12 protein-coding genes are annotated in these 16856 nt (G+C 70.1%); 8 read left to right on the top strand and 4 right to left on the bottom strand.

Annotation, left to right across the window (positions count from 1 at the left end; all coding sequences use genetic code 11):
* Positions 1–48: 48 nt before the first annotated feature.
* Genes AB0K21_RS24695 through AB0K21_RS24685 form a run of 3 tightly spaced genes read left to right on the top strand, consistent with a single transcriptional unit; the run spans position 49 to position 3263 of the window.
* Positions 49–759 carry an LmbU family transcriptional regulator gene (locus AB0K21_RS24695; RefSeq protein WP_343962648.1) on the top strand — a complete coding sequence of 237 codons (711 nt, stop codon included), beginning with the start codon at positions 49–51 and terminating at the stop codon, positions 757–759.
* 12 nt (positions 760–771) lie between these two features.
* On the top strand, positions 772–2511 hold the full coding sequence (locus tag AB0K21_RS24690; protein WP_364153480.1) for a non-ribosomal peptide synthetase: 1740 nt from the start codon (positions 772–774) through the stop codon (positions 2509–2511).
* Positions 2508–3263, top strand: coding sequence for a thioesterase domain-containing protein (locus AB0K21_RS24685; protein ID WP_343962644.1), 756 nt, complete (start codon positions 2508–2510; stop codon positions 3261–3263). The genes AB0K21_RS24690 and AB0K21_RS24685 overlap by 4 nt, the downstream gene beginning before the upstream one ends.
* A gap of 2 nt (positions 3264–3265) precedes the next feature.
* Here AB0K21_RS24685 and AB0K21_RS24680 read toward each other — a convergent pair whose 3' ends face one another.
* Positions 3266–4633 carry an MFS transporter gene (locus AB0K21_RS24680; protein WP_343962642.1) on the bottom strand — a complete coding sequence of 456 codons (1368 nt, stop codon included), beginning with the start codon at positions 4631–4633 and terminating at the stop codon, positions 3266–3268.
* A 70-nt stretch (positions 4634–4703) separates the two neighbouring features.
* On the opposite strand from AB0K21_RS24680, the gene AB0K21_RS24675 reads away from it, so the two are divergent.
* The 3 genes from AB0K21_RS24675 to AB0K21_RS24665 are packed head-to-tail and all read left to right on the top strand — an operon-like array spanning position 4704 to position 10081.
* The gene (locus AB0K21_RS24675) at positions 4704–5513 is read left to right on the top strand and encodes an FkbM family methyltransferase (protein ID WP_343962640.1); all 810 of its coding nucleotides are present in this window, start codon (positions 4704–4706) and stop codon (positions 5511–5513) included.
* Complete coding sequence (locus AB0K21_RS24670) at positions 5510–6742, top strand: cytochrome P450 (protein ID WP_343962638.1); 1233 nt, start codon at positions 5510–5512, stop codon at positions 6740–6742. Before AB0K21_RS24675 ends, AB0K21_RS24670 begins: the two co-directional genes overlap by 4 nt.
* Positions 6743–6754: 12 nt before the next feature.
* Positions 6755–10081 carry an amino acid adenylation domain-containing protein gene (locus AB0K21_RS24665; RefSeq protein ID WP_364153474.1) on the top strand — a complete coding sequence of 1109 codons (3327 nt, stop codon included), beginning with the start codon at positions 6755–6757 and terminating at the stop codon, positions 10079–10081.
* Between the two features lie 108 nt (positions 10082–10189).
* On the opposite strand, the gene AB0K21_RS24660 is transcribed toward AB0K21_RS24665, so the two are convergent.
* Positions 10190–12115 (bottom strand): cobalamin-dependent protein, encoded by a 1926-nt coding sequence (locus AB0K21_RS24660; RefSeq protein WP_364153471.1) that lies wholly within the window; start codon positions 12113–12115, stop codon positions 10190–10192.
* A 159-nt stretch (positions 12116–12274) separates the two neighbouring features.
* On the opposite strand from AB0K21_RS24660, the gene AB0K21_RS24655 reads away from it, so the two are divergent.
* Positions 12275–13042, top strand: coding sequence for a hypothetical protein (locus AB0K21_RS24655; RefSeq protein WP_343982235.1), 768 nt, complete (start codon positions 12275–12277; stop codon positions 13040–13042).
* 124 nt (positions 13043–13166) lie between these two features.
* Here AB0K21_RS24655 and AB0K21_RS24650 read toward each other — a convergent pair whose 3' ends face one another.
* The gene (locus AB0K21_RS24650) at positions 13167–13364 is read right to left on the bottom strand and encodes a DUF6203 family protein (protein WP_343982231.1); all 198 of its coding nucleotides are present in this window, start codon (positions 13362–13364) and stop codon (positions 13167–13169) included.
* 117 nt (positions 13365–13481) lie between these two features.
* Entirely contained in the window at positions 13482–14273 is a 792-nt protein-coding gene (locus tag AB0K21_RS24645; protein WP_343982228.1) for a TetR/AcrR family transcriptional regulator, read from the bottom strand.
* A 76-nt stretch (positions 14274–14349) separates the two neighbouring features.
* Between AB0K21_RS24645 and AB0K21_RS24640 the strand changes: the two genes are divergently transcribed.
* Positions 14350–16662: an excinuclease ABC subunit UvrA gene (locus tag AB0K21_RS24640; protein WP_343982225.1), complete on the top strand. Its 2313-nt coding sequence runs from the start codon at positions 14350–14352 to the stop codon at positions 16660–16662.
* Positions 16663–16856: the final 194 nt, after the last annotated feature.

Here is a 16856-nt window from a genome sequence, read left to right as displayed (position 1 = left end):
ACCGACCTGACTCACTCCACATGCACAGAAATCCGGAGGAAAAGTCGCATGCAGGTGCTCTCCCCCAACCGAGAGGCGAACCGCCAGGCGCCGCCCCCACGTGATGACAGACCACCCGTCCCCAGCCCGCGCGCCACCCCCTCCCAGGGTTCCAAACTCGCCCTGGACGCGTCCGCCAAGCCGCGGCGGACCGGGCTCCAGCTCCCGGTGAGCCTCCCCTTCGACACCTGGCGCCGGATCGGCCACCAGATCTCCCTCATCGCCGACTCCTCCGCCTGGTGGCTCGGCGACTGGCTGGTCTACGGCGAGAACGAGTACACCGACCGCTACAAGAGGGCGGTCGAGGAGAGCTCCCTCGACATCCAGACCCTGCGCAACTACGCCTGGGTCGCCCGGCGTTTCCCGGTATCCCGCCGGCGAGACAGGCTCAGCCTCCAGCACCACGCGGAGGTGGCCGCGCTCCCCGAGCACGAGCAGACGCTCTGGTTGGACCGTGCGGAACGCTTCAACTGGTCCCGCAACCGTCTTCGCAGCCAGATCAAGGCGCACCGTGCCGCCGCACTCTCCGGCCGGACCGCGGAGACCGCCAGGCAGAAGGCCGTGATCCAGATAGACGTGCCCGCCGACCAGGAGCAGTCGTGGCGTGACGCGGCCCGCCGGATGAACCGCAGCGTGGAGGAGTGGGCCAGGCTCATCCTCAACCAGGTCGCCACCGGCGAGATCCCCGTCCGCGGCGTCCACGACGCCAAGGCCGGGTGAACGGAGGGACAGGTGGACGTCGTCCACACCCTGTTCGAGAGGCGGGCGCTCGAGGCGCCGGACAGCACGGCCCTGGTCTCCGGGGCCGTGCTGCTTACCTACCGGGAACTCGACGCCCGCGCCAACGGCCTGGCCCGGTCGCTCCTGCGCGGCGGCGTCGGCCCCGAGACGCCGGTCCCGCTACGGCTGGACCGCTCCCCCGAGCTGCTCGTCGCGCTGCTGGCCGTCTGCAAGGCGGGCGGCACGGCGGTGCTGCTCGACCCCGGCTGGCCCGAGGACCGCCTCGCCCCGGTGCTCGACGACTGTCCCGTGGTGATCGACGGCCCCCTGGGCGCCGCCCCCTCCAATGAAGGGCCAGGCATCCCCGCGCACCCCGACCAGCTCGCGTACGCGGTGCACACCTCCGGGTCGACCGGGCGGCCCAAGCTCGTCGGGGTGACCCACCGGGCGATCGCCCACCGGGTCGCCACCCACACCGAGGCCTACCGCATCACCCCCGCCGACCGCTCCAGCTGGCTGGCTCCCCCGGCCTCGTCGGTCTCGGTGGTGGAACTGTGGCCCTATCTCTGCTCGGGTGCGAGCGTGCACGTCGCCGACCCGGCGACCTCGGGCTCACCCTCCGAGCTGCGTGACTGGATGGTCGCCTCGGGAATCACCCGCGCGTACGTGAACATGCCGCTCGCCGAGCCGCTGTACGGCCTGCCGTGGCCGGCGGAGACGTCGCTGCGGCTCATGACGGTCGGCAGCGACGCGGTGCGCGTGTGGCCCGCCCCCGACCTGCCCTTCGAGGTCGCGGTGGAGTACGGCTCCGCCGAGGCCAACGGCGTGACCAGCTGCCTGGTACCGCTGGAGGACCGCTGCACCTCGGCCACCGCCGACGAGGCCGCCAGGCGGGCCCGTCCCCCCATCGGACGCGCCTGGCCCGAGGTCGGCGCAGGCGTGCTGACCTCGGACCTGCGGCCGGTCGCGGCGGGCGAGATCGGCGAGCTGTTCGTGTCGGGCCCAGAGCTGGCCCGCGGCTACCTGGGCGAGGCGGCCCACACCGCCGAGCGCTTCCTGCCCGACCCCGCCGGTGGGGGAGGCCGCGTCTACCGGACCGGTGACCTGGTCAGGGAACGGCCTGACGGGCGGCTGGAGCATCACGGCCGCGTCGACGCGCAGGTCAAGATCCGCGGCCACCGGGTGGAACCCGCGGAGGTGGAGGCCGTGCTGCTCCGGCACCCCGGAGTGCGCGAGTGCGTGGTCACGGGCGTGCCGGGCCCCGACGGCGACCTGCGGCTGTGCGCCTACGTCGTTCATCCCGTCACTCCGGAGGCCGGCGCTCCGAGCCGTACCGCGGACGGTGCCCGGTTCGAGATCGGGGAACTGCGCGCCTTCGCCTCGGCCCGGCTGCCCGAGCCGATGGTTCCGACCGCCTGGACGGCACTGGAGCGGCTGCCGCTGAACGCGGCCGGCAAGGTGGACCGCCGTGCCCTGCCCGCGCCCTCGTGGGGGGAGGCCACACGCGGACGTGAGAGGAGCGCGGACCCGGTGACGGCGGGAGTGCTGGAGCTGTGGGAGCGGGCGCTCGGCGCACGCGGCGCGCTGGGCGACCACTTCATCCGCTCCGGCGGCGACTCCCTGTCGGCCACCCGTCTCGTCGAGGCGGTCGGGAACCGCTACGGCGTGCGGATCCGGCTGCGCGAGTTCCTCAGGGCACCGACGCCCGAGACCCTCATCCAGACCATCAGGGCGGAAGGAAGCACACGATGACCGAGAGAAGGCGGAGAAGGAGCCGCCCCACGTGGCTGCTGCGCGCCCCCGACCCCGAGGCGAGGGCGCGGCTGTGGTGCCTGCCCTACCCGGGTGCCGGGGCGTCGATGTACCACGGGTGGCCGGCCGAGGTGGACGGGATCGAGCTGTGCCCGGTGCAGTTGCCCGGCAGGGAGAACCGGCTGCGCGAGCCGTCGTTCGAGAGCTACGCGGAGGTCGCCGCCGAGATGCTGAAGGGCCTGGAGCCCTACCTGGACCGGCCGTTCGGCTTCATCAGCCACTGCGGCACCGTCTTCATCGGCTACGAGGCGACACTGCTGCTCATGGAACGCGGCGGCCCGCTGCCCAGCCACCTGTTCGCCTCCTCGATGGTCCCTCCGCACCGGGCGTCGTGGCCGAGCATCCTGCGGCTCGACGAGGAGCAGGTGGGCGCGCTGGTGTCGGATCTCATGCGGGCCCGCGGCGCGGAGCCGCTGCCCGAACTGGTGGAGATGGCCGCGAGCGTCATGCGCGCCGACGTGGCCGCCTACGGCCGCTTCGAGCGGACCGACCCGGTGGAGCTGCCGTGCCCGATCACCGCGATCGGCTGGTCGGGGGACACGCAGATCCCCCCTGAGCAGATGGGCGGCTGGGAGTTCTACGGCCGGACCCGCCACACCGTGCTGGACGGCGGGCACTGGAGCTACCTCCAGGCGCCCGCCGCCCTGCTCGACGAGATCGCGCGGAGCATGTCCGCGCGCGTCCCGGGTTGACCTCAGGTGTCCTCGCGCCCGCCGGGCCTCCCGGCGGGCTCTCCCGCGGGCTCCGCTGCCGGCTCCTCGATGTCCTGCAGGATCTCGGCGTCCTCCAGCCTGCGCAGGTTCGGCACCGGCGACAGGAAGAGCAGGATGATCCAGGGCAGCAGGAACGCGGCACCGGCGTAGATGGCGGGCTTGACCCCGATCAGCTCGCCCAGCACCCCGGCCAGCATCGCGGCCAGCGGCAGGATGCCGAGGTAGACCGCGCGGCTCGCGCCGATGACCCGGCCGCGCAGGTGGTTGGGGATCACGTACTGGAAGAGCGTGAGCTGGCCGATGTTCCCGGCCACCACGCCGAACACCGTGACGAACCAGATCACCGAGAACAGGGTGATCTGCAGCCACTGCGGACCGGCCACGAACGGCGTGAAGCACAGCACCCGGAACGCGATCAGGGCGGTCATGATGCCGCGCCCGTAGCCGAGCTTCTCGAACAGCTTGCCCGCGAAGACGGCGCCGATGACGCCGCCGATGCTGCCCACCGCGTAGATGAAGCCGATCCAGGTGCCCGACAGCTGGAGCTCCCTGGCCGCGTAGAGGATGAACAGGGTCAGGATCATCATCGACCCGAAGTTCGCCCCGGCGGAGTTGAGGATCAGCGGGCGGGCGTAGGCGTTGCGGTAGGTGACCCTCAGGCCGTGCTTGATGTCGTGGAGCATCGCCGCGACGGCGCCGCGCCCGCCGCTGTCCTGGCGCTCGACGGGCGGCTCGACGTGACGGATGCGCGACAGGGCGAAGGCGGAGACCAGGAAGGAGATCGCGTCTCCCAGCATCACGTACGCCGGCCGGAACAGGTCGATGAGCACGCCTCCGGCGCTGGAGCCCGCGATGGCGCCCACCGACTCGGTCGCCGCCATCCGGCTGTTGCCGGCCACCAGCTGCTCCTCGCTCAGCAGCGTCGGCATGTAGGCGGCGTAGGCGATCTCGAAGACCACCGAGAGGCCACCGACCACCACGGCGACCACGTAGAGCACCCACATGTCCATGAACCCGGCGAAGGCCGTGATCGGGATCAGGGCCACGACCACGGCCCGCCCGATGTCGGCGCCGACCATGAGGGGTCTGCGCCGGTAGCGGTCGATGAGCACACCGGCGATCAGCGTCAGCAGCAGCGCGGCGATCGTGCGCATGGTGTTGAGCAGACCGACCTCGAGGGAGCTGGCCTGCAGCATGAGGATCGCGGTCAGCGGCAAAGCCAGGGTGGTCAGCTCGGAGCCGAGGACCGAGATCGACTGACCGGCCCAGAGCCGGTTGAAGTCGGGATTGCGCCAGAGCGAGGGCGGCTTTTCCGTCGGCGCCCTGACTTCCGTTCTCTGCGTGTCCATAAGATCATTCCGTCCCTGTCGGGTTTCACCTCTGGTTGACTGGAATAAGCTTTTTGTTAAGGGTGATGATATGCGAAATCAGCGGAGAGGCATCCTGGAAAACAATCAGCGGGTACGCCAGATGACACTGCCGGACGGACATGTGGTATTCCAGCTCAATCCCGCCGAGACCAGCCTGCAGTATCGCAGCATCGTGGGCGACAGAAGTTACTTCAGACACGACGTGCGCCTTGAGCCGGGAATGACGGTGTTCGACGTGGGCGCTAACATAGGAATCGCAGCGCTGGCGTTTCACTGGGAATGTCCGGGCACTCGAATTCTTGCCTTCGAGCCTGCCCGGCCGCTTTACGACGCGCTGTGCGCGAATCTGGCCGCCCACGGCCTGAACGCCAAGGCGTTCGACTGCGCGCTCTCCCATACCCCGGGAACGGCGACTCTCACCGTCTATCCGGAGACCACCGCGATGTCCGGGATGTACACGGACGTCGGCCACGATGCGGAGGTGACCAGGACTTTCCTGGCCAACAGCGGGTTCGCTCCCGAGGACGTGACGGACATGGCCGAGGGCAGGCACGTCACCGAGGAGCAGGAGTGCCGGGTGCGGACGATCTCAGAGGTGATGGCCGCCGAGGGCGTGCACCGTATCGGCCTGCTGAAAATCAACGTCGAGAAAGCCGAGTGCGATGTGCTGGCTGGAATCGCCCCCGATGACTGGGACGCGGTCGACCAAATCGTCATGCAGGTCCATGACATCGACGGCAGGCTGGCATCCGTACGCGACGATCTCACCGGCCGTGGATTCCAGGTCGACATCGGCCAGGATCCCCTGCTGAGGAACACGGACATCTTTGATGTGTACGCACGGAGGAATTCCACATGACAGTGGACACGACGGTTGACCTGAACGAGCTGGATCTCGCCGACCCGGACATCTACACGGCACCCGACTCCGGCCTCGGTGTCCTGCATTACCTGCAGGAGCATCGGCCGATTTTCTGGAACTCCAGGCCGGCGGGGCCGAGTTTCTGGGCGTTCACCAAATACGCCGACGGCGTGGCCGTCTATCTCGACAAGACGAATTTCACCTCCGAGCGGGGAATGCAGGTCGGGCAGACCGAGGCCGCCGCCCGCGCCGCCGCGGGCAAGATGCTCATCGTCACCGACGGCCGCCACAGCCAGTTGCGCGACGTGATGAACCCCGCGCTCACTCCCCGGGTGGTGCGCCGCCTCGAAGGCGCGATGCGCGAGACGGTGGGCGGGATGCTGGAGGAGAACGCGCCCAGGGACTCCTTCGACTTCGTCGACACGGTGGCGGGCAGGCTACCGCTCTCGGTCATCTGCGAACTGCTGGGCGTGCCCCGTGCCGACTGGGACCTGATGATCCAGTGGACGCGCACCGCGTTCGGCTCCGCCACCTCCGACGACGTCATCTCCGACGCGGAGAAGGCCGAGGCGAACGCCAACATCTTCGCGTACTACGCCGACCTGCTGGCCGAACGGCGCGGCGACCTCGGCGACGACGTGATCAGCGTGCTGATCCGCGGCCGGATCGACGGAACGCCCCTCACCGACGAGGAGATCCTGCTCAACATCAACGGCCTCATCACCGGAGGCAACGAGACGACCAGGCACGCCTCGGCGGGAGCCGTCATCGCCCTGGTGGAGAACCCCGGCGAGTGGCGGCGACTGCGCGAGGACCCCTCGCTCATCCCGACCGCCGTGGAGGAGGTGCTGCGCTGGACCGCCCCCAGCCTCAACGTGATGCGCACCGCGCTGCGCGACACGAGGATCGGAGAACAGATCATCCGGGCCGGTGAGCGGGTCAGCGTGTGGCACCCGGCCGTCAACCGCGACGAGGACGCCTTCCCCGACGCGCGCCGCTTCGACGTCGGCCGCACCCCCAACCGGCATCTCACGTTCGGCCTCGGCAGGCACCTGTGCATCGGCGCGGCGCTGGCCAGGTTCGAACTGCGCGTGCTGCTGGAGGAGCTGACCCGCCGGGTGGCCCATATGGAACTCACCGGGCCGGTCAAGCGGCTGCGCTCGAACCTCATGTGGGGCGTCGACCGCGTCCCCGTCCATCTCGAACTCGACCACGCAGGGCACTGATTGGAGCACCCCATGCCGGACATGTCGCCGATCCAGCGGAGCGAGTGGAGGTCCTACCGGGCGAAATCCGCCGGTGACCACACCGACCAGGTCACCCTCGCCGCACGGCTACGCGGGCCGCTGGACGAGAAGGCCCTGACCGCCGCGCTGGAGGACGTGCTGGAGGCGCGCGAGGACCTACGGCCGGCACCGCCGGGTGGCCCCGTGCCCGCAACCGAGCCCGCGACCGTGCCCGTCGCCGTTCCCCGGCCGGTGGAACTGGGCAGGCACGAACCGGGCCGCCGCGAGGAGTCGCTGGCGCGCCTGGTCTCCGAGCAGGCCAACCGCGGTCTCGACCTCGAAGCGGGGCCGCCGCTCCGGATCGCCCTGGCCCGGCTGGCCGACGACGACCACGCGCTCGTCCTGACGGCGCACCGGCTGGTGGCCGACGAGCGCGTCCTGACCGGTCTCGCCGGGGAGATCTCCCGGGCCTACCAGAGCGCGATCGGCTCCCCCGCCGCCCGCGACGGCCTCTCCCCCGACGGGCACACGTCCGGCGGCGTCTCCGCAGGCGACCACGGCTCCCCCGGCGCGTCCTCCGGCGGACGCGCCGCCGGCGACGCCTCCCCCGCGGCCGGTTCGAACGGTCGCGCCGCGCCCTCCACGGAGGCCGGCGACGCCGCCGATCTCGCCTACTGGCGTGACCGGCTCGACGGTACGCCCCCCGCCCTCGACCTGCCCGCCGACCGCGGCCGGCCCGCCGTGCCGGGCCTCACGGGCGCCCGGGTGACCTTCGGCGTCCCGCCGGAGACAGTCGCGCGGGCCGAGGCCCTCGCACGCGAGGCCGGCCTCGGTGACAGAGCCGTCACCGGGGCCGTCACCGGGGCCGTCAATGGGGCCGTCACCCAGGCCGCGCGGGCGATGGCGCTGTCGCGCTGGTCGGGGCAGGCCGAGGCGGCCACCCCCCGCACCGACACCGACACCCGGGCCGTCACCCTGGCCGCCTGGGCCGTCGCGCTGTGCCGCTGGTCGGGACAGGACGAGGTGGTGGTCGGCGTACCCGTGCCCGGCGACGGCCGCGCCCCGGTGTTCCCGATCCGGATCGGCTGCGCGGGCGACCCGTCGTTCGCCACCGTCGTCGCCCGGGTGCGTGACGCGCTCGACGGGGCGGCCGCGCACGGCTCCTACCCGGCGCACCGGCTCGCCGAGGAACTGCGGCTGGACACCTCCAGCGGCGTGCGGCCGCTCTACCAGGCGGAGTTCGACCAGGCCGCCCCGGCCTGGAGCGCGCTGCGACTGCCCGGCGTGCGAACCTCGGAGCTGGTGGCGGACCGCTTCCCGCTGGCCTCGGATCTGGCGCTGGTCCTGGTACCCGGCTCGCTGGAGGGCGAGCTGCGCTACGCGCTCGACCTGTTCGACGCGCCCGGCGCCAGGACCAGGGCCGAGCAGTACGTCACGCTCCTGACCGACGCCGTGAGCGACCCCGCCCGGCCCATCTCGCGCCTGTCCCTGCTGGACGCCGAGCAACTGCGGCTGGTGGTCGCCGAATGGAACCGTACCGAGACCCCCTTCGACGAGGGGGCGAGCATCGGTGCGCTGTTCGAGGCGCGCGCCGCCGCCGCCCCCGACGCGCTCGCGGTGCTCTGCGGCGAGCGGCGGCTGACCTACCGTGAGCTGGACGAGCGCGCCAACCGGGTGGCCCACCGGCTGATCCGCGACGGGATACGGCCGGGCCAGGTCGTCGGCTCGATGACCGGCCGCTCGGCCGAGGCGCTCGTCGCCTTCCTCGGCACCGTCAAGTCCGGCGGCGTCTACCTGCCGCTGGACCCGGCGCTGCCGCCCGACCGGCTCGGCCACATCCTGGACGACAGCGGAACCGGGCTGGTCCTGACCGTGGCCGAGCACGCCGGCCGGGTGCGCGGCGGCCGGGTGCGCACGGTCGAGCTGGACACCGGGTGGAGCGCGATCGAGGCGGAGGAGCCGGCCACCGGCCCCGGCGTGACGCCCGCGCCCGACGCCATCGCCTACCTCATCTACACCTCGGGATCGACCGGCCACCCCAAGGGGGTGGAGGTGCCGCACCGCGGCGTGAGCAACCTCGCCTCGGCCCTGTCACGGGAGTTCTCCCTGACGCCCGACGACCGGGTGGCGCTCTTCGCCTCGCTCAGCTTCGACGCCTCGATCTGGGAGATCACGATGGCGCTGCTGAACGGGTCGGCGCTGTGCGTGCTGGACCCCTCGGGCATGACCCCGCAGGAGACGGCGAAGGTCATCAGCGACCAGGGCGTGACCGCGGCCACCTTCCCGCCGACGTTCCTCAGCACGCTCAGGGGCGACGAGCTGGGCACGGTCAGGTTGATGGTGGTCGCGGGCGAGCAGTGCCCGACCGGGCTGGTGCGGACCTGGGGGCCGGGTCGCAGGTTCGTCAACGCCTACGGGCCGACGGAGACGACCGTGTGCGCCACGATGGGCGCGTGCGACCCCGCCGCGGCGTACACCCCGCCGATCGGCCGGCCACTGGCCAACTTCAGGACCTACGTGATGGACCGCTGGCTCAACCCGCTCCCGGCCGGTGTGCCCGGGGAGCTGTACGTCGGCGGCGCCGGTCTGGCCCACGGCTACCGGGGCAGGCCCGGCATGACCGCGCGGTCGTTCATGCCCGATCCGTACGGCCCTCCGGGGGCACGGCTCTACCGCACCGGTGACCTGGCCCGCTACCTGCCCGACGGCCGGCTGCAGTACGTGGGCCGGGTCGACGCGCAGGTGAAGATCCGCGGTTTCCGGGTGGAACCGGCCGAGATCGAGGCGGCGATCACCCGTTACCCGGGCGTCCGCGAGGCGGCGGTCGTCGTGCGTGACGACCGGCTGGTCGCCTACGTCGTGCTCGACGACGCCTCCAGGATCATCGCCGACCGCAGCGGCCTGACCGGCGAGCTGCACCGGTTCCTGCAGGGCTCGCTGCCCGCGTACATGCTGCCCGCCTCCTACCTGACGCTGGACGCGATGCCGCTGACCTCCTCGGGCAAGGTGGACCGCCAGGCACTGCCGGAACCCGGCCAGGGCGGCATGGACGGCGACGGGGGCGGCGAGGACGACTTCGACGCGCCGCGGACACCGACGGAGCAGACGATCGCCGGGATCTGGGCCGAGGTGCTGAAGCTCAGGCGAGTCGCCCGGGAGGACGACTTCCTGGAGATCGGCGGTCACTCCCTGGTGGCCGCGCAGGTGATCACCCGGGTACGGGAGACGTTCACCGTGAACGTGCCGATCAGGGTGCTGTTCGAGAACCCCGTGCTCGCCGACTTCGCCGAGGCGGTGGACGGTGCGTCGGCCAAGGCCGAGGCGAAGGCCGGGGTCTGAGCCCGCGGGCATCCCGCCGGGCGGGATGCCCGCGCACGACGAGGGCCGGGTGGTTGTTTCTCACGGCCCGCGGCGGGGGCGGACCCTACGCGGCCCCGCCGAGGCGGCTCAGCGGCGGCCCGGCAGCGCGGCGACCTCGGACTCCGGCCGCCAGGTGGGCAGGTACTCCCGCAGCCGCAGCACCATGCCCTGGCAGTAGGAGGCGTTGTGCTCCAGGCTGCGCTCGGGCATGAAGGGCAGCTTCCGCCCGCGCGGGTGATCGAGCACCAGCCGGGTGAGAGGCTCCCGGCCGACCTCCAGGCCGGTCACGTCGAGGTCGATGAGGAGGGCGGCCAGGTCGGCGGGCATGTCGACGACCGAGGCCGTCTTCCCGTGCGGCTCGACGCGCAGCTCGGTGAAGTCGTAGCCCGGCGGCCTGGGCCTGGCCAGGTAGATGTAGGGCCTGGCCAGCAGGTCGAGTTCGAACGCGGCCCGCGCACCGGCGTCCCGCCACCAGGACTGACCGCGGGCGAAGTCGACGAGCAGTCCGTCGAACTCCTCGCGGTGCGAGTGCAGGACGAGGTGCGCGACCATCCCGAAATTATGGAAGTCATAGTTCCAGAGTTTCTGCACGGAATCGCGGAAGAAACCGGCGACCTCGGTGTCGGTGCGGCTCTCGAAATACGTCGCGGCATCGGTGAAGAAATCCTCCAGCCGCCTTGTTCCGGACCTCTCCAGATAATTGGCGAGGTAATACAGGCCGCGTAGGTTGTAGAGCGAGTGGACGGCGTAGTAGAACCATGTGCCACGCTCGCACTCCGCGCGGCTGACCCAGTTGGTGCCGACTACCACGTCGGCCTCCGTGACGTCACTGGGAACGCGTTCCACCTGCACTCCGAGAAGCTCCCGTTTGGCATATATCGAGGTGTTGTGCAGCAGGAGTTGCGGATAGACGATGAGCGTGTCGGCACGGAGCCGGCACAGTTCTGCGATTCCCTCCTTGTATGACTCCAGGGTCTCTCCGGGAAGCGGCCAGATCAGCTCGATGTAGGAGCTGATGCGCTTCTCCCTGAGCGTTCTCTGCAGCTCGGTGTAGGTCGCGGGCTTGATGTTCGAGCGGTCGACCAGCTCCAGGGTCCTGGAGCTCATCGACTGCAGGGAGATGGGCTGGCTGGTCAGCAGTCCTCCCCGCACGAGGATCTCGGTGATCTCGGCCATCCGGTCGGGTTTGTTCTTGGCCGCGGCCATCGAGACCATCACCGGGTAGCCGTTCTCCTCGCTGCACTCCACCAGGTGGCGGGTCAGTTCCACGTCGCGCGGGGCCATGCCCCAGTTGGCGTCCGCGATGAAGATCGACACGAAGTCGTGCTTGCTGATCCAGGTGATGTCGTCGCGGACCCGCTGGTCCTCGAACTTGTGGACCTTGTCGTTGGTCGCCGCGCCCCAGAAACAGAAACCGCAGCTGAACGGGCATCCTCGATTGGTCTCCAGGATGGCGGTGGTGTACTTGCCCTCCTCGAAGACGCCGGAGGTGAAGGGCGAGGGCACCTCCATCAGGTCGCGTACCCGCTCGGCGGCCTCGGTGGTGACGAGTTCCCCCGACCGCCAGAAGCTGATCCCGTCGACGGCCGAGAAGTCGGGGTCGTCGCCGATCACCTGGCGCAGGTACTGCAGCATCGTCTTCTCGCCCTCGCCGTTGCAGACGACGACGTTCTCCTGCTCGGGGGCGACGTACTCCTCGGCGTGCAGCATGACCTGGGGGCCGCCGAGGATGAACTGGGCCGCCGGGAGACGCTCGTGCAGCGCGGCCAGCACCGCGCGCGCGAATCCGATGTTCCAGATGTAGCAACTGATGGCGTAGACGTCGCTGCGCTTTTCCAGGAGTTCTGCGATCACCTCCTTTCTGTCCGCGGACACCGGGGCGGAGAAGATCTCGAAATCACATCGCGGCCCCACCTCCGGATCATGCTGCGCGTAAGCCTGCATGTAACCGGAGGCAAGGGGCAGGATGGCCTCGAATGCAGACAGCTCGACGAATGTGACTTTGGTGTTCATGACGCTCGTCCCTGCGTAGTCCGAGTAATTTCTGAAGCCGATCGGATGGAATCCGCTCATGCTTTCACAGGGGGACCGGACGGACAACGCACACTAATTGCGGACACCACTCGCGTGTTACGGTTCTGGAAACCTCGATAACCACGGAGGAGAAACCGTATGCCGACTCACGACTACGAGACCGGCCTCGGGACGCTCTCACTCGACGACCGGATCGCGGAGCATCTCGAAAAGACCTTTCAGGACCCCTGGGAAATCCGCAAATTCTCCCATGATTTCCGCAGGAACGGCTACGTCAAGTTGCGGAACGTGGTCTCCGAGGAGGTCAAGGATCTCGTCTCGGACGAGGTGGAGCGCCTGCTCGACCTGCACGCGCGCCGGATCGACATCAACCTCAAGGAGACCAGCAACTCCCCGCGCAAGATGAGCACGGTCAGCCAGCAGTCCATCGCCCAGGACAGCTCCCTGATCCCGGAGCTCTACGACTCCCCCGCCCTCAAGGACTTCCTGGGCCGGCTGGCCAACGAGCCCGTCGTCAACTGCCCCTGGGACGAGGAGAAGTACGTCATCATCCGCCAGGAGAAGCAGGGCGACACCCACGGCTGGCACTGGGGCGACTTCAGCTTCACCCTCATCTGGATCCTGGAGGCGCCGAGCAGCGAGTACGGCGGCATGCTCCAGTGCGTTCCGCACACCAACTGGGTGAAGGAGGACCCCCGGGTCCACGACCACCTCATCCGCTACCCGATCAGCACCTACGCCCACCAGAGCGGCGACATCTACTTCCTGCGCTCCGACACGACGCTGCACCGCACGGTGCCGCTGTCGGAGGACCGCACCCGGATCATCCTCAACACCTGCTGGGGCAGCGAGTCCGACGCGAAGAAGGAGCAGTCACACGAGACCATGGAGGCGATGTTCAACTGAGCTTCGGGACGGGCGGGACGGCCCGGTCGACGACCGGGCCGTCCCGCCTGTTTTCGGGACACCGACCGGACGGCCGCACATGGCCGCGCGGCGAACCCTGTCGTACGGCGGACGCGGTGAGTCATCAGCGCCTGCGACCGGAACGGACCGGAACCGCGCGCCCGCGCGAATCATCTCGTCGCACCCCGTCCGGCTCCTCCCCCCGTCTCAGCGCGCGCTGCCTGCGCCGCCGTCCCATGAACCAGCCCGCCGCCAGGATCGCCAGACCGATCGGGGTACGGACCAGCCGGCGTGCCACCACGGCCTTGAGAAAATTTTTCATAGGACTGTCCCTGCCCCGAGACGGCCTGATTAGGCGACCTCGGCTTCCCCTACGCGGCTGGAACCGGAGGGTTCCCGGCCGCACGGAGACCGTGACCGGCGTGGAGCGCGCAGGTGGTCAGAGACCGGCTCTGCCCATCGCCGCCTCGATGCCGTCCAGCAGGACGGCGAGACCGGCCGCGAAGGTCTCCTTGGCCTCCTGTTCCAGGTAGGGCACGCTCTCGTCCTCGGACTGGTAGGCGCCCTCGCCGTCCAGCCAGGTCAGCGTCGGGAACCGCTCGGCGAAGTCCGGCGCGACCTCCTCCAGCACGGCCGAGCGGGCGTACCACCACTCCTCGTCGGACATCCCGGTCGCCGCCGGGGCCTGGCGCGACTCCGCGACCGTCTGCGCCGCCGCGCGCACGAAGTGGAACAGCACCCCGACGAGACGCCGCAGCGCCCCGGCCGTAAGACCCGTCTCACGGAGGATCCGCAGCACCGTCTCCAGCATGACGTACTCGTTGGGACCCAGCACCGGGCGCGCCTGCGAGACCTGCAGCACCCACGGGTGGCGCAGGTAGAACGCCCACATCTGCCCCGCCCAGGAGGTCACGGCCGCCCGCCAGCCCGCCCCGAGCTCGTAGGAGACGGGCAGCTCGGCGAGGACCCGGTCGTACATCAGGTCGACCAGCTCGCTCTTGCTGGGCACGTAGGTGTAGAGGGCCATCGCGGTGCGGCCGAGCCGTTCGCCCACCGCGCGCATGGACAGCGCCGCCATCCCCTGCCCGTCGGCGATGGCGACGGCCGCGTCCAGGATCTCGTCCACGCTCAGAGCGGGCTTCGGTCCAGGCCGTCCCTGCGCCGGGCTGTCGGCACGCCACAGCAGGGCCATCGAACGGCGCGCGTCGCCCTGGCCGGCGAAGACCACCAATTTGCCACTCCTTACGGCATAAACTAACTTTGCCGGGCTATCTCTTTACGCCCTAAGGATATCAAGGAGAAGGTCTGTGTCCCCCTTCACCCCCACCGACGACCACGGCGCCGCCGCGGACAGCCACGACGTGATCGAGGTCCGCGGGGCCAGGGAGAACAACCTGGCCGACATCTCGCTGGACATTCCCAAGCGCCGGCTCACCGTCTTCACCGGGGTGTCCGGCTCCGGAAAGTCCTCCCTCGTCTTCGGCACCATCGCCGCGGAGTCGCAGCGGCTGATCAACGAGACCTACACGGCCTTCGTCCAGTCGTTCATGCCCAGCCTCGGCCGGCCCGACGTCGACGCGCTGCGCAACCTGAGCGCGGCGATCGTCGTCGACCAGGAGCGGATGGGCGCCAACTCCCGCTCCACGGTCGGCACGGCGACCGACGCGCAGACGATGCTGCGGATCGTCTTCAGCCGGATCGGCACCCCGCACGTCGGCACCTCGACCGCGTTCAGCTTCAACAGCGCCGAGGGCATGTGCCCGGGGTGCGAGGGGCTAGGCCGGGTGTCGGACGTCGACGTCTCCCAGCTGGTCGACACCGACCTCTCGCTCAACGAGGGGGCGATCACCGTCCCGAACTTCAATGTGGACTCGTGGTACTGGCAGAACATCGCCCACTCCGGGTACTTCGACCGCGACGTCAAGCTCAAGGACTACACCCCGGCCCAGTGGGAGGACTTCCTGCACAGACCCGCCACCAAGATCAAGATCGGCACCATGAACACCACCTACGAGGGGCTGCTGGTCAAGGTGCGGCGGCTCTACCTCGCCAAGGACCGCGAGTCGATGCAACCGCACATCCGGGCGTTCGTGGACCGGGCCGTGACGTTCACCGACTGCCCGGCGTGCGGCGGCACCAGGCTCAACCCCGCCGCGCTCGGCTCGAAGATCAACGGACGCAACATCGCCGACTGCGCCGCCATGCAGATCAGCGACCTGGCCGACTTCGTCCGGGACATCGAGGACGAGTCGGTACGGCCGCTGGTCGCCACCCTGCGCGACACCCTGGACTCGCTCGTCGAGATCGGCCTGGGCTACCTGAGCCTGGACCGCGAATCGGCCACCCTGTCCGGAGGCGAGGCCCAGCGGGTGAAGATGGTCCGGCATCTGGGCTCCAGCCTGACCGACGTCACCTACGTCTTCGACGAGCCCACGGTGGGCCTGCACCCGCACGACATCGAGCGGATGAACGGCCTGTTGCTCCGGCTGCGCGACAAGGGCAACACGGTCCTGGTGGTCGAGCACAAGCCGGAGACGATCGAGATCGCCGACCACGTGGTCGACCTCGGCCCCGGAGCCGGTTCGTCCGGCGGGCGGATCTGCTTCACCGGCGACGTGGCCGGGCTGCGCGCGTCGGACTCCCTGACCGGCCGCCACCTGGACCACCGGGCCCGCCTGCGTGAGAAGGTACGGCAGCCCAGCGGGCGGCTGTCCATCACCGGCGCCCGCCTGCACAACCTGAAAGACGTGAGCGTCGACATTCCGCTGGGCGTGCTGACCGTGGTCACCGGCGTGGCCGGCTCGGGCAAGAGCTCGCTGATCCACGGCTCGCTCCACCGCCTGGACGACGTCGCGGTGGTCGACCAGGCCCCGATCCGGGGGTCGCGCCGTAGCAACCCGGCCACCTACAGCGGGCTGCTCGATGCGATCCGCACCGCCTTCGCCAAGGCCAACGGGGTCAAGGCCGCCCTGTTCAGCGCGAACTCCGAGGGGGCCTGCCCGAACTGCAAGGGCATCGGCCTGGTCTACACCGACCTGGCGATGATGGCCGGGGTGGCGTCGGTGTGCGAGCAGTGCGAGGGGAGACGGTTCACCCCCGAGGTGCTCACCCACAAGCTGCGCGGCAAGGACATCAGCGAGGTGCTGGCCATGTCGGTGGCCGAGGCCCGCGACTTCTTCGCCTCCGGCCCGGCCCGCGCCGTCCTGGACCGGCTCGCCGACGTGGGCCTGGGCTACCTCGGCCTGGGCCAGCCGCTCACCACCCTGTCCGGCGGCGAACGGCAGCGGCTCAAGCTGGCCATCCGGATGGCGGAGAAGGCCACCACGTACGTGCTGGACGAGCCGACCACCGGCCTGCACCTGGCGGACGTGGACCAGCTCCTGGCCCTGCTGGACCGGCTGGTCGACGACGGCAACACGGTCATCGTCATCGAGCACCACCAGGCGGTGATGGCCCACGCCGACTGGATCATCGACCTCGGCCCGGGTGCCGGCCACGACGGCGGCCGGGTGGTCTTCACCGGCACTCCCGCGGACCTGGTCTCGGAAGGGGACTCGCTCACCGCCCGGCACCTGCGTACCTACCTGGGGAGGAACCAGACGTCGACCGGGAAGCGGTGACATCGCTGACCGCGCTCAGCGGCCCGGAGCGCCTCCCCCGCCGGGTTGTCAGAGCGGAGACAATCCCGCCGGGTGAATTGCTGACACGCTCACAAGCGCCCGCCCGCGGGCGCCTGTAGCGTTCTCCCCTGAACGGATCCCGGCCGTCGGGGCGGGTGCGCCCTCCCGCCATCGGCCACGGCGACCGGTCCCGC

The sequence above is a fragment of the Streptosporangium sp. NPDC049248 genome (genome assembly GCF_040678965.1).
Lineage (GTDB): Bacteria > Actinomycetota > Actinomycetes > Streptosporangiales > Streptosporangiaceae > Streptosporangium > Streptosporangium fukuiense.
Note: the sequence above shows the minus strand (reverse complement) of the source record. Positions and strands in the feature narration are given on the sequence as shown.